At 66.1% G+C, this 20,928-nt stretch carries 15 protein-coding genes; 9 read left to right on the forward strand and 6 right to left on the reverse strand.

Annotated elements, in window-relative coordinates:
* The first annotated feature begins 185 nt into the window (after positions 1-185).
* The 9 genes from ACODSK_RS26205 (at position 186) to ACODSK_RS26245 (ending at position 12,639) form a co-directional block, all read left to right on the forward strand.
* Positions 186-1,145 carry an AAA family ATPase gene (locus ACODSK_RS26205; protein ID WP_064303528.1) on the forward strand — a complete coding sequence of 320 codons (960 nt, stop codon included), beginning with the start codon at positions 186-188 and terminating at the stop codon, positions 1,143-1,145.
* A 5-nt stretch (positions 1,146-1,150) separates the two neighbouring features.
* Positions 1,151-2,095 carry a DUF58 domain-containing protein gene (locus ACODSK_RS26210; RefSeq protein WP_489020073.1) on the forward strand — a complete coding sequence of 315 codons (945 nt, stop codon included), beginning with the start codon at positions 1,151-1,153 and terminating at the stop codon, positions 2,093-2,095.
* A complete protein-coding gene (locus ACODSK_RS26215) occupies positions 2,092-2,586 on the forward strand; it encodes a DUF4381 domain-containing protein (protein WP_489020075.1) in 495 nt (164 codons plus the stop codon). The genes ACODSK_RS26210 and ACODSK_RS26215 overlap by 4 nt, the downstream gene beginning before the upstream one ends.
* Positions 2,579-3,667: a vWA domain-containing protein gene (locus ACODSK_RS26220; protein WP_489020077.1), complete on the forward strand. Its 1,089-nt coding sequence runs from the start codon at positions 2,579-2,581 to the stop codon at positions 3,665-3,667. The genes ACODSK_RS26215 and ACODSK_RS26220 overlap by 8 nt, the downstream gene beginning before the upstream one ends.
* Positions 3,664-5,388: a VWA domain-containing protein gene (locus ACODSK_RS26225; protein ID WP_489020078.1), complete on the forward strand. Its 1,725-nt coding sequence runs from the start codon at positions 3,664-3,666 to the stop codon at positions 5,386-5,388. The genes ACODSK_RS26220 and ACODSK_RS26225 overlap by 4 nt, the downstream gene beginning before the upstream one ends.
* The gene (locus ACODSK_RS26230; RefSeq protein ID WP_489020080.1) at positions 5,385-7,004 is read left to right on the forward strand and encodes a BatD family protein; all 1,620 of its coding nucleotides are present in this window, start codon (positions 5,385-5,387) and stop codon (positions 7,002-7,004) included. Before ACODSK_RS26225 ends, ACODSK_RS26230 begins: the two co-directional genes overlap by 4 nt.
* Before the next feature lie 171 nt (positions 7,005-7,175).
* A complete protein-coding gene (locus tag ACODSK_RS26235) occupies positions 7,176-8,417 on the forward strand; it encodes an exonuclease SbcCD subunit D C-terminal domain-containing protein (protein WP_489020082.1) in 1,242 nt (413 codons plus the stop codon).
* The gene (locus ACODSK_RS26240) at positions 8,414-12,061 is read left to right on the forward strand and encodes an AAA family ATPase (protein ID WP_489020084.1); all 3,648 of its coding nucleotides are present in this window, start codon (positions 8,414-8,416) and stop codon (positions 12,059-12,061) included. Before ACODSK_RS26235 ends, ACODSK_RS26240 begins: the two co-directional genes overlap by 4 nt.
* Positions 12,058-12,639: a glutathione S-transferase gene (locus ACODSK_RS26245; RefSeq protein WP_489020086.1), complete on the forward strand. Its 582-nt coding sequence runs from the start codon at positions 12,058-12,060 to the stop codon at positions 12,637-12,639. The genes ACODSK_RS26240 and ACODSK_RS26245 overlap by 4 nt, the downstream gene beginning before the upstream one ends.
* 111 nt (positions 12,640-12,750) lie before the next feature.
* On the opposite strand, the gene ACODSK_RS26250 is transcribed toward ACODSK_RS26245, so the two are convergent.
* The 6 genes from ACODSK_RS26250 to pepN all read right to left on the reverse strand — a co-directional run bounded on the left by ACODSK_RS26250 (position 12,751) and on the right by pepN (position 20,909).
* A complete protein-coding gene (locus ACODSK_RS26250; RefSeq protein ID WP_489020112.1) occupies positions 12,751-12,930 on the reverse strand; it encodes a hypothetical protein in 180 nt (59 codons plus the stop codon).
* A gap of 117 nt (positions 12,931-13,047) precedes the next feature.
* The gene (locus ACODSK_RS26255) at positions 13,048-14,157 is read right to left on the reverse strand and encodes a lactonase family protein (protein WP_489020114.1); all 1,110 of its coding nucleotides are present in this window, start codon (positions 14,155-14,157) and stop codon (positions 13,048-13,050) included.
* Positions 14,123-14,419: a DUF5629 family protein gene (locus ACODSK_RS26260; RefSeq protein ID WP_489020088.1), complete on the reverse strand. Its 297-nt coding sequence runs from the start codon at positions 14,417-14,419 to the stop codon at positions 14,123-14,125. The genes ACODSK_RS26255 and ACODSK_RS26260 overlap by 35 nt, the downstream gene beginning before the upstream one ends.
* 100 nt (positions 14,420-14,519) lie before the next feature.
* Positions 14,520-16,922 (reverse strand): efflux RND transporter permease subunit, encoded by a 2,403-nt coding sequence (locus tag ACODSK_RS26265; RefSeq protein WP_489020089.1) that lies wholly within the window; start codon positions 16,920-16,922, stop codon positions 14,520-14,522.
* Complete coding sequence (locus ACODSK_RS26270; RefSeq protein WP_489020091.1) at positions 16,919-17,968, reverse strand: WD40/YVTN/BNR-like repeat-containing protein; 1,050 nt, start codon at positions 17,966-17,968, stop codon at positions 16,919-16,921. Before ACODSK_RS26270 ends, ACODSK_RS26265 begins: the two co-directional genes overlap by 4 nt.
* A 283-nt stretch (positions 17,969-18,251) precedes the next feature.
* Positions 18,252-20,909, reverse strand: a complete 2,658-nt coding sequence (gene pepN, locus ACODSK_RS26275; protein WP_489020092.1) for an aminopeptidase N — start codon at positions 20,907-20,909, stop codon at positions 18,252-18,254.
* Between the last annotated feature and the right edge of the window lie 19 nt (positions 20,910-20,928).

Raw genomic sequence — 20,928 nt, forward strand, 5'->3', positions numbered from 1 at the left:
AGGGGCAAAATGGTTGCATGACCGGACGCCATCGCCGGCAACGCCGGCTCCCACAAGGGATCTGAGCTGCCCCCCGAAGAATTTCCCCCGCCACCGTTAGTCGGCGACCCCCCGGATGGATTAAAGTATCAGCCCCTGTCCGGGCGCTCGATGCCGCCCCGGGCGCCACTCCAGGAACCGTCACGATGGAACACCGTGAAGCGCTGATCGCGCTGCGCACCTTTCTTTCCACCCAGATCCTCGGCCAGGAGAAACTGGTCGAACGTCTGCTCATCGTGCTCCTGGCCGACGGCCATATGCTGGTCGAAGGCGCTCCCGGCCTGGCCAAGACCAAGGCCATCAAGGAACTGGCCGACGGTATCGAGGCACAGTTCCATCGCATCCAGTTCACCCCCGACCTGCTCCCCGCCGATATCACCGGCACCGAGATCTATCGCCCGGAAACCGGCAGCTTCGTGTTCCAGCAAGGGCCGATCTTCCACAACCTGGTACTGGCCGACGAAATCAACCGCGCCCCGGCCAAGGTCCAGTCGGCCCTGCTCGAAGCCATGGCCGAGCGCCAGGTCAGCGTTGGCCGCAGCACCTACGAGCTGTCGCCGCTGTTCCTGGTGATGGCTACCCAGAACCCGATCGAGCAGGAAGGCACCTACCCGCTGCCGGAAGCCCAGCTCGACCGCTTCCTGATGCACGTGAAGATCGGCTTCCCGGATGCCGCCGTGGAACGCCGCATTCTGTCCCAGGCCCGCGGCGAGGCCCTCAACGGCGAGACCAAGCCGGAACGCCGGGTCAGCCAGCAGGCGATCTTCGCCGCACGCAAGGAGATCCTCGGCCTGTACATGGCCGATGCGGTGGAGGAATACCTGGTGCAACTGGTCATGGCCACGCGCAACGGCGCCAAGTACGACGCCGAGCTGGGCGACTGGATCGCCTACGGCGCCAGCCCGCGCGGTTCCATCGCCCTTGATCGCTGCGCCCGCGCCCATGCCTGGCTGGCCGGACGCGATTTCGTCAGCCCCGAGGATATCCAGGCAGTGCTGTTCGACGTGCTGCGCCACCGCATCATCCTGTCGTTCGAGGCCGAAGCCGCCGGGATCGACCAGGACCGGGTGATCCAGCGCATCCTCGACGTCGTCGCCGTCGCCTGACCCCCATGCCCAGTCAACTGTTGGCCGCACCCGGCATTCGCATCAGCCTCGCCGAGCTGATCGAGATGCGTCACCGGGTGCGCGAGGTCCGCCTGTTTTCCGCCCCCGGCCAGCGCAGCCCGCTGGTCGGCCTGCACCATTCGCGGCTGCGCGGGCGCGGCGTGGATTTCGACCAGGTGCGCGTGTACCAGGCCGGCGACGATGTGCGCAACATCGACTGGCGCGTCACCGCACGCACCCAGGAGCCGCATACCAAGCTGTTCCACGAGGAGCGCGAGCGGCCGATCTTCATCATGGTCGAGCAGAGCCGGCGGCTGTTTTTCGGCTCGGGGCTGATGTTCAAGTCGGTGCTCGCCGCCCAGGCCGCGGCACTGTTCGGCTGGGCCGCGCTGGGCCATAATGACCGCATCGGCGGGCTGGTGTTCGGCGACAACGAACACCACGAGATCAAGCCGCGGCGCAGCAAGCAGAGCCTGCTGCAACTGCTCAACCGCCTGGCCCGGGTCAACCAGTCGCTGCACACCGAGGCCCAGCCCCAGGCCGAAACCCTCGGCATCGCCCTGCGCCGCGCCCGCGAGGTGCTGCGTCCGGGCAGCCTGGCGATCATCCTGTGCGACGAGCGCGCCCTCGATCCGGGGGTCGAACAGCAACTGAGCCTGCTGTCACGCCATTGCGACCTGCTCCTGCTGCCGATTTCCGACCCGCTGGACCACGCCCTCCCCGCCGCCGGCCTCCTGCGTTTCGCCCAGCGCGGCGCGCAACTGGAGCTGGATACCCTCGATGCCAACCTGCGCCAGAGCTACCGTCAACAGAGTGAGGCGCGTATCGAACGCTGGGAAATGCTCGCGCAGAAACTGCGGGTAGTGCTGATGCCCCTGAGCACCCAGAGCGAAATGATCGAGCAGTTGCGCGAATACCTGGATCCGCAACGGGCAGGCAAGCTGCGATGAACCCACTGGCACAACTGCAACCGCTGATCGCTCCACCGCCCGTCAGCGCCTGGCCGCCGGCACCGGGCTGGTGGGCTTTGCTGGTGCTGCTGCCGCTGCTTGGCTGGGGCCTCTGGCGCCTGCGCCACTGGCGGCCGAAGGCAGCTCCCGTACCGCGCAAAGAGCAACCGCTGGACCCGGTGCGCGTCGCCGCGCTGGCCGAACTGGCGCAACTGCCCAAGCCCTACGACGGCGCCCCGGCCGGGGCCTGGCTGCAGCAGCTCAACGCCCTGCTCAAGCGCCTGTGCCGCAACCACTACCCGGACAGCCACAGCCATACCCTCAATGGCCGGCAGTGGCTGGCCTTTCTCGACAACCGCTGCCCGGCCGCCGGGCTGACCCGCTGGATGGTGCTGGTGGAAGGCACCTACAAACCCGAATGCCGCCTCGACGACAAGGCCATCGCCGGCCTCAATCAGGCAGTCGAAACCTGGATCCGCAAGCATGTTTGAACTGGCCTGGCCGTGGGTCTTCGCCCTGTTGCCGCTGCCCTGGCTGGCGCGCCTGCTGCTGCCCGCCGCCGACAGCGGCGAGCCGGTGCTCAAGGTCAGCTTCCTCGACGAACTGGAAGGCCTGGCCGGACGCCGCGCCCGCCTCAACCTCCCTACCCTGCGCCAGCAGGCGCCCTTCGTGCTGGTCTGGTTGCTGCTGCTGTGCGCCGCCGCCCGCCCGCAATGGCTCGGCGAACCGCTGCCGGTGGCCGCCAGCGGTCGCGACCTGCTGGTGGCGGTGGACGTGTCCGGCTCCATGGATTACCCGGACATGAGCTGGGACGGTGAAGAGGTCAGCCGCCTGTCGCTGGTCAAGGACCTGCTCGGCGACTTCCTCCAGCACCGCGACGGCGACCGCGTCGGCCTGATCCTGTTCGGCAGCCAGGCCTATCTGCAGGCACCACTGACCTTCGACCGGCGCACCGTGCGCAACTTCCTCGATGACGCGCAGATCGGCATCGCCGGCAAGAACACCGCCATCGGCGACGCCATCGGCCTGGCGGTCAAGCGCCTGCGCCTGCGTCCTACCGACAGCCGCGTGCTGATCCTGGTCACCGACGGCGCCAACAACGGCGGGCAGATCCACCCGCTGACCGCCGCGCGCCTGGCCGCCCAGGAGAGCATCCGCATCTACACCATCGGTATCGGCGCCAGCCCGGAAGAAAGCGGCACTGCCGGGCAGATCGGCCTGAACCCGAGCCTCGACCTCGACGAAGCCTCGCTGCGCGAGATCGCCCAGATCACTCACGGGGAGTACTTCCGCGCCCGCGACGGCGCCGAGCTCAAGGCCATCGGCGACACCCTCGACCTGCTCGAACCGGTGGAACAGCAACCCACCCAGGCGCGCACCGCCGAAGCCCTGTACGCCTGGCCCCTGGCCGCGGCGATGCTGCTCAGCGTGGCCCTGGTGATCCGCGAGCGCTGGCCCGATCACCTGCTGCAACGCCTGCTCCAGCGCCTGTTGCGCCGCCCGGACTTCCTCCAGCCGCACCCGGAATGGCGCCAGCGCCTCAAGCGCCTGCGTCTGCGGAGGCGTCGATGAGCGAACTCTGGCCTCACTTCATGCGCCCGCTGTGGCTACTGGCACTGCCGCTGCTGGCCTGGCTGCTGTGGAAACTCTGGCACCGGCAGAAACGCGCCGGACGCTGGCAGATGATCCTGCCGCCGGCCTTCCACGGCGTCCTGCTCGGTGGCGGCAGCGGTCACGACAGCAAGCTGCCCTGGGTCGCCCTTGGTCTGGCCTGGATGCTCGGCGTGCTGGCCCTGCTCGGGCCGAGCTGGGAGCGCCTGGAAGAAACCCGCCAGCGTCCCGCCGACCCGCTGGTGATCCTCCTCGAACTGACCCCGGCCATGCTCGCCGAAGATACCCCGCCGACCCGTCTGGAGCAGGCCCGGCGCAAGATCCTCGACCTGCTGGAACACCGCCGCGACAGCCAGACCGCCATCGTCGTCTATGCCGGCAGCGCCCACACCCTGGTGCCGCTGTCGGACGACCTCGGCACCAGCCGCAACCTGCTTGAAGCCCTTGAACCGGGGATCATGCCGCAGCCCGGGCAACGCGCCGATCTGGCCGTGGGCAAGGCCTTGTCCCTGCTCGCCCAGGGCGCCCTGGGCCAGGGCCGGCTGCTGCTGATCGCGTCGTCGCTGAACGATGAAGAACGCCAGGGCATCGGCCAGGCCCTGGGCCGCAACGGCCCGCCGCTGCTGATGCTCGGTGTCGGCAGCGCCGAGGGCGCACCGGTCAAGCAGGCCAATGGCGAGTTCATCAAGGACGCCGACGGCGCGATCCTGATGCCGCGCCTCGACAGCGCCAGCCTCAAGGCCTTCGTCGGCGATCTCGGCGGCCGCTACCGCCACGCCCGCATCGACGACCTCGACCTGCGTGGCCTGGGCCTGTTCGACACACCGCGAACCCTGAGCAACGACGGCCAGACCCTGCAACTGGATACCTGGGCCGACCAGGGCTACTGGCTGCTCCTGCCGCTGTTGCTGCTGGCCGCCTGCGCCGGGCGGCGTGGCTGGCTGTTCTGCCTGCCGCTGCTGTGGTGCCTGCCGCAACCCTCTTACGCTTTCGAATTCAACGAACTGTGGCGCCGCCCCGACCAGCAGGGCCAGCACCTGCTGGAACGCAAGCGCCCGGCGGAAGCGGCCAGGCACTTCCAGGACCCGCAATGGAAAGGCTGGGCCCTCTACGAAGCCGGCGACTACGCCGCTGCTGCCCGCCAGTTCGCCCTCGACGACAGCGCCGCCGGCCACTATAACCGTGGCAATGCCCTGGCCCGTGGCGGCGAGCTGGAAGCGGCGGTGGACGCCTACGAGGAAGCCCTGGAACGCCAGCCCGACCTGCAACCAGCGCTGACCAACAAGGCCCTGGTCGAGCAACTGCTGCAACAGCGCCAGCAGGAGCAAAAGCCGCCGGAGCCACCGCCCGAGGAAGACAAGCCGGAGCAGAATGGCCAGCAGATGCCCGGCGAAAGCACCGACAACCCGCAGCAGAACAGCAGCCAGAGCGACGCGGAAAAGCCCGGCGAGCAGCCCGGCGAAGCCCAGGAACAGGGTGACAGCCAGGCCCAGCAAAGCACCTCCGGCGATGACGACGACGAAGTCACCCAGGCGCCCCAGCGCCCCACCGGCAGCAACCTCGACGCCGAGCAGCGCCAGGCCCTGGAACAATGGCTGCGGCAGATTCCGGACAATCCTTCACAACTGCTGCGACGCAAGTTCTGGTACGAACAGCAACAACTTCAGGAAACCCATCGATGAGCCGCGTCTGCGCCTTCGTCTTCTGTCTTTTCTTCGCCTTGCAGGCCCAGGCCCAGGGGCTGCTGGCGACTGTCGACCGCAGCCAGCTGAACACGGCCGAGACCCTGGAGCTGACCCTGGAAATCCGCGACGTCACCCAGTTCGGCAAGCCCGACCTGACGCCCTTGCAGGCCGACTTCGAGGTGCGCGGCACGCGCCAGCTCAACAGCCTCAACACCCTCGACGGACAGAACGAAGCCACCACCCGCTGGGTCGTCACCCTGATGCCACGGCGCGCCGGCACCCTGGAAATCCCCGCGCTGCACCTCGGCGAAATGCACAGCGAGCCGATCCAGTTGCAGGTCCAGGTTGCCGAAGACACCCCGGTGCCCCTGCTCGCCCCGGTGTTCATCGAGGCCAGCCTCGACCAGAGCAGCGTCTACGTGCAGGCCCAGGCCGTGCTGACCCTGCGCATCTACCACTCGGTGTCGCTGTACGACGACAGCACCCTCAGCCCGCTGCAACTGGACGGGGTGAAGATCGAACCGCTGGGCGAATCGCGTACCTACGAGAAGCTGATCAACGGCATCCGCCATGGCGTGATCGAAATGCGCTATGCCCTGTATCCGCAACAGAGCGGCACGGTCACGGTGCCGTCGCTGACCTTCAGCGCCACCAGTGCCAGCGGCGACAGCGACAGCCCGACTGCCGCCGGCAACACCCAGGTACGGGTCAGCTCGCGGGAGCTGCCGTTGCAGGTCAAGCCCATCCCGGCCAGCTACCCGGCCGGGGCGACCTGGCTGCCGGCGCGCAGCCTGACCCTGGAAGAACACTGGAGCCCGGACCCGGAGCAGACCCCGGTACAGATCGGCGACTCGCTGACCCGCAGCGTCACGCTCAAGGCCGAGGGCCTGTCCAGTACGCAACTGACGCCGCTGCCGGTCGCCGAGATCGCCGGCCTGCGGCGTTACCCGGACCAGCCGCAACTGCGCAACCAGATCGACGAACGCGGACTGATCGGCAGCCGCGAGGAGCGCGAGGCGCTGGTGCCGACCCACAGCGGCAAACTGGAGTTGCCGAGCCTGGAAGTGGTCTGGTGGAACACCCGTGAAGACCACCTGGAACACAGCAGCTTGCCGGCGCGCAGCCTCGATGTGCAGGACAACCCGGCGCTGAGTGCGGAAACCCCGAGTGCCGCCGCCGGCCAGGGCAGCCAGCTGCTTTGGCCATGGCAACTGAGCACGCTGATTCTCGCCCTCACCACCCTGGCCGGTTTCGCCCTGTGGTGGCGTGCCCGTTCGCAACCGGCGGTGGCCCGGGTGATCCCGGCAGGGCCCAGCCCGCGCACCCTGCTCGACGACCTCAAGCGCGCCTGCCAGGCCAACGACCCCCAGGCCACCCGCCAGGCCCTCGACGCCTGGGCCCGCCAGCAACCGCAGACCCTGGCCGACATGGCCGCGCGCTTCGTGCCGCTGTCCGACGCCCTCGACGGGCTCAACAGCGCGCTGTACAGCGAGGCTGGGCAGTACTGGCAGGGCGAGGATCTGTGGCGGGCGATCAGTACCATTCCCGCTTCGGAGCAGGCTCAGCCGGCCCAGGGTGAGAATGGCAGCTTGCCGCCTCTTTATCCCAAGTAGATCTCTGCTGGTCTTGATGGCCTCATCGCCGGCAACGCCGGCTCCCACAAGGTCTTGTGTCGCCGCGAACATTGTGGGAGCCGGCGTTGCCGGCGATGAGGCCCCCAAGAGCAACACACATTTCAGGTACCATTACCGGTTTTCCATCCTGCCCCCGTCACAGGACACTCCATGCGTCTGTTTCACACCTCCGACTGGCACCTGGGGCAAACCCTCCATGGCCAGGAGCGCGATTTCGAACACGCCTGCTTTCTCGACTGGCTGCTCGGCCAGCTGAAGCTGCGCCAGCCCGATGCCCTGCTGATCGCCGGTGACATCTTCGATACCGTCAACCCGCCAGTGAAGGCCCAGGAACAGCTGTACAACTTCATCGTCCAGGCCCACGAGCAACAGCCGGCCCTGACCATCGTGATGATCGCCGGCAACCATGACTCCGGCTCACGCATCGAACTCCCCGGCCCGCTGATGCGCAGCCTGCGCACCCACGCCCTCGGCCGCGTGCAATGGCTCGACGAAGGCGAGCTGGACAGCGAGCGCCTGCTGATCCCGCTGACCAACGCCAAGGGCAAGGTCGAGGCCTGGTGCCTGGCCCTGCCCTTCCTGCGCCCGGCCGAAGTCACCGGCCCGCACCTGGGCGAGGACTACCTGCGCGGGATCGGCCAGGTCCACGAGAAACTCATCGCCGCGGCCCTTGAACGGCGCCAGCCGAAGCAGGCGCTGGTCGCCATCAGCCATGCCCATATGGCCGGCGGTTCGGTGTCCGAGGACTCCGAGCGCAGCCTGATCATCGGCAACGCCGAGGCCTTGCCCGCCAGCCTGTTCGGCGCCGAGATCGCCTATGTCGCCCTCGGCCACCTGCACAAGCCGCAGAAGGTCAATGGCGAAGAACGCATCCGCTATTGCGGCTCACCACTGCCGCTGTCGTTCTCCGAGATCAAGTACCCGCACCAGATCCTCGAAGTGGAGCTCAAGGGCAACAAGCTGGTCGGTGTGGAAAGCCGCAGCGTGCCGCGCGCCGTGGCCCTGCAACGGGTCGGCCCGGCGCCGCTGGCGGAGATTCTCGACAGCCTCGCTGAACTGCCGGTAGTCGACCTGCTCGACGACCCACACCGCCAGCCCTGGCTGGAAGTGCGGGTGCAACTCGACGAACCCCAGCCCGACCTGCGCCAGCAACTGGAAACCGCCCTGCAAGGCAAGGCGGTGCGCCTGGTGCGCATCAGCGCCGAATACGCCGGGCGCATTGGCGCCGATGGCGAGGAAGAACAACGCCTGGTCGAACTCGGCCAGTTGCGCCCCCAGGACCTGTTCGCCCGCGCCTGGGAGCAGGCCTACGGCAGCGCCGCCGATGACGCCACCCTGGCCGATTTCGCCCTGCTGTTGCAGGAAGTCCAGCAACAGGAGGAACAGCCATGAAGATCCTCGCCATCCGCCTGAAGAACCTCGCCTCCCTGGCCGGGCCCTTCGAGATCGATTTCACCGCCGAACCGCTGGCCAGCGCCGGCCTGTTCGCCATCACCGGCCCTACCGGCGCGGGCAAGAGCACCCTGCTCGACGCCCTGTGCCTGGCCCTGTTCGGCTCGGTACCGCGCCTGGAGAACATCGGCCGCGAAACCAAGGTCCCCGACGCCGACGGTGAAATCCTCACCAACGACCCGCGCACCCTGCTGCGCCGCGGCACCGGCAGTTGCTTCGCCGAAGTCGACTTCGTCGGCATCGACGGCCGCCGCTACCGCGCCCGCTGGGAAGCCAACCGCGCCCGCGACAAGGCCAACGGCAAGCTGCAAGGCAGCCGCCAGAGCCTGCACGACCTGGACAGCCAGCAACTGCTGAGCAACCAGAGCAAGCGCGAGTACGAGCAGTTGATCGAGTCGCGCCTGGGCCTCAACTTCGCCCAGTTCACCCGCGCGGTGATGCTGGCGCAGAGCGAGTTCAGCGCCTTCCTCAAGGCCGACGACAAGGAACGCAGCGAGCTGCTGGAAAAGCTCACCAACACGGCGATCTACACCCAGCTCGGCCAGCGCGCCTTTATCAAGGCCCGGGATGCCGCCGAAGCGCTCAAGGAGTTGAACAAGGAAGCCGAAGGCGTCCTGCCGATGAGCGAGGAAGAGCGCGGGGTTCTCGATCAGCAACTGGTCGAAGCCCAGCAAGCCCTGAAAGCCGAACAGGGCCAACTGCGCCAACTGGAACAGCAGCGCAACTGGCGCAACGAACTGCTGGCCCTGCAGGAGCAGCACAAGGCCGCCGCCGAAGCCCTGGCCAGTGCCCACCAGGACTGGGACGGCCTGGGCACCGAGCGCCTCGACCTCACCCGTCTGGAACAACTGGCGCCACAACGTCACCAGTTCGCCCGCCGCCAGGACGTGCTCAATCAGCTTTCGCCACTGGCTGCCGCCCTGGAGCAGCAACGCCAGGAGCAAGCGCAACTGGGCGAACGCCAGCAGCAACTGGAGCAGGACCTGGAAGGCGCCAAGGCGCAACTGGCCCAGGCCCTTGCGGCGCACAGCGACAGCGCGCCACGCCTGCGCCAGGCTTTCGAAACCCAGCACAACCTGACCCGCCTCGACCAGGACCTGGCCCGCGAACGGGAGCAGACGGCCCAGGCGCAACAAGCCTTCGCCGATGGCCAGGCGCAACTGCACGGCCTTGCCGAACACCAGCAGCGCCACGAACAGAGTCTTGCCAGCATCGCCGCGCAGCTTGAGCAGAGCGCCGGACTGGCCGGGCTGGACAGTGCCTGGCACGTCTATCGCGGCCAGTTGCAGCAAGTGATGCTCACCGCCAACCGTCTGGCCAAGGGCCGCGAGGAGCTACCGACCCTGCGCCAGAGCGCCGAAGCCCGCGCCCGGGAATGCGACGAGCTGCGCCAGTCCCTCGAACTGCTGTTCCAGGAAAGCACTGCCGAACCCCAGGCCCTGGCCGAACAGATCGGCCTGCTCGGCACCCTGTTGCAGGACAACCGCAAGCTGCACCGCGGCTTCGAGGAACTGGCCCGGCTGTGGGCCCGCCAGGAAGAGATCGAGCAACGCCTGCACGCCCTGCGCGAACGCCAGACCAGCGCCCAGCAGGAGCGCCAGCAACTGATCGCCGAGGGCATGCAGGGCAAGCAGCAACTGGAAGCCGCCCAGCAAGCCCTGACCCTGACCCGCCAATTACTCGAACGCCAGCGCCTGGCGCGCAATGCCAGCGTCGAAGAGCTGCGCGCGCAGCTGCAGGACGAACAGCCCTGCCCGGTCTGCGGCAGCCTGGAGCATCCTTATCACCAGCCCGAAGCCCTGCTGGAAAACCTCGCCCGCCACGACGAAAGCGAAGAAGCCGCCGCGCAGAAGGTGGTCAGCGACCTGACCGAGAAGCTCGACGAACTGCGCTCGCGCCTCGGAGGCGTCAATGGCCAGCTCAAGGAATACGCGCACCAGCAGGAGCAACTGAACACCCAACTCCAGGCCCTGGCCCCGGAGCTGGAAGCCCAGGCGCTTTATCCACAGCTGGCCGAACACGACAGCGCCGCCCGCAGCCGCTGGCTGGAGCTGCAACTGCGCCGCCTCAACGACGATATCGAGCGCGACCAGCAGCGCCAGCACACACTGCTGACCCTGCAACAGGACGCCGCCCGTCTCCAGCAGCAACTGCAAGCGGCCAACCAGGCCAGCCAGCAGGCTGCGCAACAGCTGAACCAGCAACAGGACGGCCTGAATGCCGACCAACAGCGGCTCGACCAGGATCTCGCCCAGTTCGAAGCCCTGCTGCCAGCGGAGATCTTCGCCGCCCTGCGCGAAACCCCGTCCGAGACCTTCCTCAGCCTCGACCAGCAGATCAGCGCGCGCCTGCAACTGCTCGACCAGCAGAAGGACGAACAGCAGGACCTGGCCGAACGCCTCAAGCAGCGGGAAAGCCTCGACGGCAAGCAGCACGACCGCCAGCAGGCGCTGGAACAGCGCAGCCAGCAACTGTCCGGCCTGGAGGCCCAGCAACAGCAGGCCCGCGAAGCCCTGACCGGACTGATCGGCGAACACACCGATGCCGACCACTGGCAACGCGCCCTGGAACAGGCGGTGGAACAGGCCCGCGCCAGCGAAACCGGGTTCGCCCAGCAGATGCACGAGGCCCGTACCCAGGCTGCTGCGCTGTCCAGCGAGCTAAAGGCCCGCGAGCAACAACAGCAGGCGCTGGAACAGGAGTGCCAGCAACTGGAAGCCGCCATCGGTCAATGGCGCGAAGCCCATCCGGAGCTGGACGAACACGGCCTCGACGCCCTGCTGGCCATGGACGACGAGCAGGTCGCGCAACTGCGTCAGCGCCTGCAAGCCGCGGAAAAGGCCGTCGAGCAAGCCAGCGTGCGGGTGCAGGAGCGCGACGAGCGTCTGCAACAGCACCAGAAGCAGCAACTCACCGAGCAAAGCGCCGAACAACTGGAAGAGGCCCTGCTGGCCAGCCAGCAACAGCTGGACCAGCACGAACACCACTGCGCCGAACTGCGTGCACAGCAGGCCGAAGACCAGCGCCGCCAGCAGGCCAGCCAGAACCTGGCCGAGCGCATCGCCCAGGCCCGCGCCGAATGGCAGCGCTGGGCACGGCTCAGCGACCTGATCGGCTCGTCCAGCGGCGACACCTTCCGCAAGATCGCCCAGAGCTACAACCTCGACCTGCTGGTGCATCACGCCAACCAGCAACTGCGCCAACTGGTCAAGCGCTACCGCCTCAAGCGCGGCGGCAGCCAGCTCGGCCTGTTGGTGCTGGACACCGAGATGGGCGACGAACTGCGTTCGGTGCACTCGCTGTCCGGCGGCGAGACCTTCCTTGTCTCGCTGGCCCTGGCGCTGGGCCTGGCGTCCATGGCATCGAGCACCTTGCGCATCGAATCGCTGTTCATCGACGAAGGCTTCGGCAGCCTCGATCCGGAATCCCTGCAACTGGCCATGGACGCCCTTGACGGCCTGCAGGCCCAGGGGCGCAAGGTCGGGGTGATTTCCCACGTACAGGAAATGCATGAGCGGATCGGCGTACAGATCCAGGTACGCCGCCAGGGCAATGGCCTGAGTCACCTGGAGGTGGCGGGATGATCCTCTACTCGTTCCGCCGCTGCCCCTACGCCATGCGCGCGCGCCTGGCGTTGCGCTATGCCGGGGTGGCGGTGCAGATCGAAGAAGTCAGCCTGAAGGCCAAGCCGGCCGAGATGCTGGCGCTGTCACCCAAGGGCACGGTGCCGGTGCTCAGCGTCGAGGGCCGGGTGCTGGAGGAAAGCCTGGAGATCATGCGCTGGGCGCTGGAGCAGAACGATCCGCAGGACTGGCGCCTGCAGGGCGATGCACAGATCGACGCGCTGATCGCGCGCAATGATGGCGAGTTCAAGATCCACCTGAACCACTACAAATATGCCGAGCGCTACCCGGAGCATTCCCGGGAGCACTACCGCCAGCAGGCTGAAGTGATTCTGGAAGACCTGGAGCGGAGGCTCGGCGAGCAGCGTTACCTGCTCGCTGACCACCCCAGCCTGGCCGATGCCGCCCTGCTGCCGTTTATCCGCCAGTTCGCCGGGGTCGAACCGCAGTGGTTCGCCGAGGCGCCCTATCCAAGGCTAAGGGCCTGGTTGCAGGGCTGGCTGGAATCGGAGCTGTTCAAGGCGATCATGGCCAAGTGATCTCAAGGGCCTCATCGCCGGCAACGCCGGCTCCCACAGGTCTCGCGTACACCACAAAACCTGTGGGAGCCGGCGTTGCCGGCGATGAGGCCCTCAAGAACAACACAACACTCAGTGCGAAGCCTTGTGATCCAAAGCCGCATAGAAATTGGCACTCTGGCGCAGGTATTCAGTGGTGTAGCTTGGCGTCGCCGCCTTGCGCTGGCTGATCTCGACATGGGCATTGGCAGCCTGCACCACGGAAGCGGAAATGGCGGATGCGGCGATCACGGGAAAGAGATTGAAGTTCATCGGTCTGGCCTCGAAGTCGTTGAGTTGAGAAGCCGTCTGGCTTGGGTCAAAACTACGCCGCCAGTGCCGCCGAAAAAAATTCATTGCAGCACTAACGATTATCGAGACCATCGATAGTCAATCGATGAACTTCAGGTCCGATGGCGCTGGCTGGGCAAACTTCTGCACCACCTCGCCCAGCAATCCGGTTGCCGGATCGCGGCGGATCACCACGATTTCAGCGCTTTTCTGGTTGGCTACCAACACGAAGTCCTGGTCAGGATCGAGGGCGAACTCTCGTGGGTGATCACCTTCCACTGCGCGCCGTTGCAGGAAGGTCAGCCCGCCATCGACCGGGTCGATGGCAAATACCACCAACTCGTTGACCGTGCCGCGGTTGCTGGCATAGAGAAACCGCCCGTCTTTCGACGTATGCAACGCCGCGCCCGCCTTCGCCGCCGGGTCGGCGATATCGGTCAGCGGCACGCTGCCACTCAGGGTGAGATGACCGTCGCGGTGATCGAACACTGCCACGGCGGCACTCATTTCCAAAGTCAGCCAGGCATGCCGGCCATCGGCGCTGAACAGCAGGTGCCGCGGGCCGCTGCCGGGCGGCAAGGCGACTTCGTCGATGCGGGTCAGTGGCTCGGAGCGGTCCGGCTCATAGCGATAAACGAAAACCTTGTCCGCCCCCAGGTCACTGGCGAAAACAAAGCGGCCATCCGGAGAGGACACCACCGAGTGCACATGAGCCGTGGCCTGGCGTTCGAGGTCGACCTGGCTCGGCGCATGCCGCAGTTGCTGCACCGGCCTGCCGAGGCTGCCATCGACCTGTACCGGCAAGACCGCCAGGCTACCGCCCTCGGCGTTGGAGCCGCCGTAGTTGGCGACGAACAGGAAGCGCCCGTCATGGCTGAGGCTGCTGTGGGTCGGCTCGGCACCTTCGCTGGTGACCTGGTTCACCGGTGTCAACGCATGGTAGGGATCCAGGCTGAATGCCGAGACCTGCCCTAGCGCCAGTTCGTTGACCGCGAACAGCCGACGGCCATCGGCAGACAGGGTCAGCCAGGAAGGGTTGCTGGTCTCGACGACCTGCAACGGCGACGCGTCGATCCGCCCCTCGCTGAACCGGTAGCGGTAGATACCCTGGCTGGCGCCATCGGTGTAGCTGCCCACCAGCAGCTCATGGCCATGCGCGGTCATGCTCATGCCGCTAGCGATCAGCAGGCTCGCCAGCACCCTCTTCATCTTCGTAGTCATCGTCCTCCGGGGCGCGCAGGGCGCCCATGCACACCAGGCGGTGCGCACCGTTGTCGCTGTCGATCAGCCAATCCCCGCCTTCGGCGCGGGCGGCCTCGACCTGGGCGGCACTGAACACCCAGCGCTTGAGCGCGCGGCCGTCCATGCATTCGGCGCGCAGGCCGTTGTCGTCATGCACGAAGTCGAAGCAGTGCAGGCCGTCGATCAACAGCATGTCGCAGGATTGCAGGGCGTGGGCAAGGGTGGTCATCGGGGAACTGCCATGGTCGGGGGAAAGGCGCCAATGATAGCCCAAATGCAGCGCGGGCCAGACGTTGAGACGCCTGGCCCGCGCGAGGGTTCCCCGGGGATCAGTGGGCGAAGATCGAGTTGCCCTTCTGCCCGGCGAGTTTCTCCGGTTTGATCAGGAAGCGCGCCAGTGCCGGCAGCAGCCACAGGGCACCGAACATGTTCCACAGCAGCATGAAGGTCAGCATCAGGCCCATGTCGGCCTGGAACTTGATGGCCGAGAAGATCCAGGTGCACACGCCGATGGCCAGGCACAGGCCGGTGAACAGCACGGCTTTACCGGTGGAGCGCAGGGTCTGGTAGTAGGCCTCCTGCAGCGGCAGGCCGGCACGCAGGAAGCTTTCCAGGCGGCTGTAGATGTAGATGCCGTAGTCCACGCCGATACCCACGCCCAGCGCCACCACCGGCAGCGTGGCGACCTTGACGCCGATGCCCATGAAGGCCATCAGTGCGTTGCCCAGCACCGAGGTCAGTACCAGCGGCAGGACGATGCACAGGGTCGCGGCGAAGGAACGGAAGGTGATCATGCACATCACCGCCACGCAGATGTACACCAGGATCAGGATGGTCAGCTCGGCCGACTTGATCACGTCATTGGTGGCCGCCTCGATCCCGGCGTTGCCGGCGGCGAGGAGGAACTCCAGGCCTTCGCGGTTGTGGCTGTCGGCAAAGGTCTTGACCGCCTTGACCACGCCATCGAGGGTCTCGGCCTTGTGGTCGTTGAGGAACACCAGCACCGGCGCCAGCGAGCAATCACCGTTGTACAGGCCGTCGGCACGGGACACCGAGCTGTTCAGCACCTCAGGGTTGCGCGACAGGCTTTCCCATTTCAGGTTGCCCTCGTTCATGCCCTTGATCATCTGCTTGGACACGGTCACCAGGGAGATCGCCGACTGCACGCCGGGGGTGTTCTCCATGGTCCACATCAGCTCGTCGATCGGCGCCATGGTGCCGTAGGCCGAGCAGCCCTCGGTCGGGGTCTTGACCATCACCACCAGCACATCGGAACTGGTCGAATAGTTGTCGATGATGAAGGCGTTGTCGTTGTTGTAGCGCGAGTCCGGACGCAGCTCCGGCGCGCCCTGGTCGAGGTCGCCGATCTTCAGGTTCTGGCTGTACCAGAGGCCGCCGCCGAAGGCCAGCAAGGCCAGGGCCACCGACACCGGCGCTACCTTGGGGCTGGCGAAGTTCGACAGCAGGCGCCAGAACGGATGTTCGCGGGTCGCGTCCTTCTTGCTGCGTTCGACGGCCTTCTTGCTGATGCCGACATAGGAAATCGCCACCGGCAGCAGGATCAGGTTGGTGAAGACGATCACTGCGACACCGATGGAGGCGCCGATGGCCAGCTCGCGGATCACCCCGATATCGATGATCAGCAGGGTGATGAAGCCCACGGCGTCGGCGAGGATGGCGATCATCCCCGGCAGGAACAGTTGGCGGAAGGTCCGTCGCGCGGCGGTCAGGGCGTTGTCGGCGCCGCTGGATTGCAGGGCGATACCGTTGATCTTCTGCACCCCGTGGGAAATGCCGATGGCGAAGATCAGGAACGGCACCAGCATCGAATAGGGGTCGATACCGAAGCCCACCACATGCATCAGGCCGAGCTGCCAGACCACCGCCACCAGGGTGGTGATCAGTACCGCGACGGTACTGCGGATGCACCAGGTGAACCAGTACAGCAGGATCCAGGTGATGACGAAGGCGATACCGAAGAAGCCCACCACCATCATCAGGCCGTCGATCAGGTCGCCGACCTTCTTGGCGAAGCCGACGATATGGATCTTCACGTTAGGGTTCTGCGCCTGGTACTTGTCGCGGATCTTCTCTTCCAGCTGGTGGGAGAACTGCTGGTAGTCGAGCTTGATCTGCTTGCCCGGGTCCTGCGGGTCCGGGTAGGACTCCTGCAGCGGCACGTCGACGATGCTGGACTTGAAGTTGTTCGCCACCAGGCGGCCGATCTGCCCGGACTTGAGCACGTTGTCACGCAGGGTATCGAGGCTTTGCGGCGAGCCGTCGTAGGTGTTGGGGATCACCTCGCCGCCGGAGAAGCCTTCTTCGGTCACCTCGGTCCAGCGCACCGCCGGGCTCCACAGCGACTTCAGCGCCGAGCGGTCGACGCCGGGAATGTAGAACACCTCGTCATGGATCTGCCGCAGCGTTTCCATGTAGTCCTTGTCGAAGATGTCGCCGTTGGTCGCCTCCACCGAGATGCGCACGGTGTTGCCGAGGTTGGCCAGGTCATTGCGGTGCTCGAGCATGTTCTGGATGAACGGGTGCTCCAGCGGAATCATCTTTTCGAAGCTGGTGGACGGGCGGATCAGGGTGGCCTGCCAGAACAGGAAGATGCTCACCAGCAGACAGATGGCGATCACCGCCGGGCGGTTGTTGAAGATCAGGCGCTCGAGGGTGGTCGGTTTGTCCTGATGGTGTTGCTGGTTCATGTTGAACGGCTCCCGAACGGTCATGGTTGCGCCCTCTCGGCTCCGGTGGCGGTGGCGAAGTGCGCGCCGCCCTGCCCCACCAGGATCAGATTGCCGTCGGACAGGCCGCTGGCTCCAGCCAGGGCCAGGCGGTCGGTACGGTTGAAGACGCTGAAGCTCTGGCCATCGTCGCTGCTGCGCAGGACGGTGCCGCCATTGCCGACCAGTACCAGACTGCCATCATCGAGAAGCGTAGCGCTTGCCAGGCCGAATTGAAGCGGACCGCGGGCGGCCTGGAGGCTGATGGGCTGCCAGGTAGTGCCGAAGTCGGTGGAGCGGAACAGGTTGGCGCGCAAACCGTAGGCCAGGACCGTATTGGCCTGGGCCGTGCCGATCACGCCGAAGAACGAGCCTTCATAGGGGCTTTCGAGTTTTTCCCAGGTCTGGCCGTCGTCGCTGGAGCGGTACATCGAGCCTTGCTCGCCGACGATCATCAGGCCGGCGTCCTTGACCCGGGCGATGCCGTTCAGGTGCAGGCCATCGGGGTTGTCGAGGCGGTCGCCGACGTCCTGCCAGTGCTGGCCGCCGTCGCTGGTTTCGAGCATGGCACCGTAGGCGCCGATGGCGATGCCGTGCTCGGTGTTCTCGAACCAGACGTCGAGCAGCGGCGCTTCGCGGGACAGGTCTTCGAACTGCTTGCTCCAGGTCGCGCCACCGTCGCTGCTGGCGAGGATCTGCGCGTCATGGCCGACGGCCCAGCCATGCTTGTCGTCGACGAAGGTGACGGCGGTCAGCAACTGGCGGGTCGGCACTTTGGCCTGGGTCCAGGTCTTGCCCTGGTCATCGGAATAGAGGATATGGCCACGTTCGCCGACCATCACCAGGCGCGCGCCGGCTTTGGTCACGTCGAGCAGCAGGCCCTTGTCGGACTTGGCGGAAAGCGTCGACCAGACGTCCGCCTCCTGGGCGTTTGCGGCTTCGACGCTGTCGGCCCAGAAACCCATGGTCAACAGTGCGGCCATGCTCGCCGCCAGTGCCCATGGCCTCGTGCGCAATATGCTGTGCTGCCGCGCTATAAGAGGCTCGGTCATCGATCTGTCCCCCGGTTCTTGTTATGTGGGTGAATCCAGATGCAGGTACTGCGAAAAGCGTGTTCCAGAGCCCTGCAATAGCTGATGGCCATCCTAATGGGGATTGCGAAGGGCTGACAACGAACGGGACGTTATCTTTTGTTATCGGCAAGAAGCAGGCGGGAATTTGATGGTGTAGCTAATGGCCTCATCGCCGGCAACGCCGGCTCCCACAGGAATTGAGTACAACGCGAATCCTGTGGGAGCCGGCGTTGCCGGCGATGAGGCCCCGGAGGCTGGCCGATCAGGCGAGGCTCTTGCTCACCACCTCGAACACATCGCTGGACAACTGCCCGGAATCACGGATCCGCTGCAGTTCGCCCTTCATCAGCGCCTGACGCTTGTCGTCATACTTGCGCCAGCGGGTCAGCGGCGCCAGTTGCCGCGAGGCGATCTGCGGGTTGAGGGCGTTGAGCTCGATGACGATATCGGCCAGGAAGCGATAGCCCGAACCATCCGCCGCATGGAAGTTGACCAGGTTCTGCCCGGCGAAGGCACCGATCAGGGCACGCACCTTGTTCGGGTTCTTCATCGTGAACGCCGGGTGCTCCATCAGCTTGCGCACCCGCGCCAGACCACCCGGCAGGGTGCTCGCGGCCTGGACGCTGAACCATTGGTCCATGACCAGCGGGTTGTCCTTGAAGTGCTCGGCGAACGCTTCCAGCGCCTTGGCCCGCTCGGCTTCGAACGGCGAGTTGACCAGGACCGCCAGGGCGGTGAGGCGCTCGGTCATGTTGTCGCAGGCGTCGAACTGCTCCAGGGTCGCTTCCAGCACCTGAGGTTTGCCGCTGAGCATCAGGTACGACAGCACGATGTTCTGCAGGCCACGGCGGGCGAAGTGCTCGGCTTCGGCGACGTAGGCGGTATTGCGCGAGACCTCGCGGTTGGCCTGGTAGCGCGCCAGCAAGCCATCGAACAGTTGATCCGCCAGTTGCTTGCGGGCGAACTCGCGGGCGGTGTGGATGGCATCGACATCGGCCACTTCACTGATTTCGGTGAGGTAGGCTTCGCTCGGCAGCGAGAGCATCTCGGCGACCATGGCCTGGTCCAGCGCGTCATTGCCCAGCACGCTGCCCAGGGCAGTGACCAGACGCTGGTCCAGTACCAGCTTCTCGCCCTTCTGCTGCTGGCCGATCAGCTCCTGCAACACCTGCACCGACAGCTGCTGGCCGGCTTCCCAGCGGTTGAAGCCGTCGCTGTCGTGCTGCATCAGGAACATCAGCTGGTCGCGGTCGTAGGGGAAGGACAGCTTGACCGGCGCGCTGAAGCCACGCAGCAGCGACGGCAGCGGCTTGGCGGCGATGCCGACGAAGGTGAAGGTCTGCTCCGCCTCGGTCACCGACAGCACGCGGCTGGTACCGACAGCCGCGGCCTCGCCTTGCAGGCGCAGCGGCAGGTCGTTGCCCTGGGCGTCGAGCAGGCCCAGTTCCACCGGGATCACGAACGGCTTCTTCTCGACCTTGTCCGGGGTTTCCGGGCAGCTCTGGCGGAAGGTCAGGCTGTAGGTCTGCGCAGCAGCGTCATATGCCTCACTGACCGCCAGGCGCGGCGTGCCGGCCTGGCTGTACCAGCGCTTGAACTGGGTCAGGTCGACGCCATTGGCATCTTCCATGGCCTTGATGAAGTCGTCGCAGGTCACCGCCTGGCCGTCGTGACGCTCGAAATACAGGTCGCTGCCCTTGCGGAAGCCCTCGGCTCCGAGCAGGGTGCGGACCATGCGCACCACTTCCGAACCCTTCTCGTAGACGGTCAGGGTGTAGAAGTTGGAGATCTCGATAAAGCTGTCCGGACGCACCGCGTGGGCCATGGGACCTGCGTCCTCGGCGAACTGGTGGGTGCGCAGGTAGGCAACGTCCTCGATGCGCTTGACCGTACGCGAGTTCACGTCGGCGCTGAATTCGGCGTCGCGGAACACGGTGAAGCCTTCCTTCAGCGACAGCTGGAACCAGTCGCGGCAGGTCACGCGGTTGCCCGACCAGTTGTGGAAGTACTCGTGGGCGACCACCGCCTCGACCCGCTGGTGCGCGGCGTCGGTGGCGGTTTCGGCGCGGGCCAGCACGCAACTGGAGTTGAAGATGTTCAGGCCCTTGTTTTCCATGGCGCCCATGTTGAAGTCGTTGACCGCGACGATCATGAAGATGTCCAGGTCGTACTCGCGGCCATAGACCTCTTCATCCCAGCGCATGGACTTCTTCAGGCTGGTCATGGCGTGCTGGCACTTGTCGATGTTTTCCGGCTCGACATAGATGCGCAGGGTCACGTCACGCCCGGACTGGCGGGTGAAGGTGTCTTCGACGCACCACAGGTCGCCGGCCACCAGGGCGAACAGGTAGGCGGGTTTCTTGAACGGGTCTTCCCAGGTCGCCCAGTGCCGGCCGTCTTCCTGCGGGCCGCTGCCCACCGGGTTGCCGTTGGAGAGCAGCACCGGGTAGCGGTGCTGTTCGGCGATCACCGTGGTGGTGAAGGCGCTCATCACGTCCGGGCGGTCGAGGTAGTAGGTGATCTTGCGGAAACCCTCGGCCTCGCACTGGGTGCAGAACATGCCGCTGGACTTGTACAGGCCTTCCAGCGCGGTGTTGCTTTCCGGGTGGATGCGCACGCTGGTGTCGAGGGTGAACTGCTCGCTCTTCGGCTGCACGGTCAGGTGGCTGTCGTCGAGCTGGTAGTCGCCGGCGGCCAGGGCCTGGTCGTCGAGGGCGACGCTGAGCAGTTCCAGCTGCTGGCCGTCCAGCACCAGCGGCGGCAGGCCGGCGCCACGGGCCGGGTTGCGGCGCATGACCAGTTGCGCGTGGACCAGGGTGTGGTCCTCGAACAGCTCGAAGGTCAGGTGGGTTTCGTCGATCAGGTACTCGGGCGCCTGATAGTCCTTGAGGTAGATCACTTGCGGCTGTTCGGTACGCATGTGGCGGTCCTTTTACTAA

The sequence above is a fragment of the Pseudomonas sp. FG98 genome (assembly GCF_057808595.1).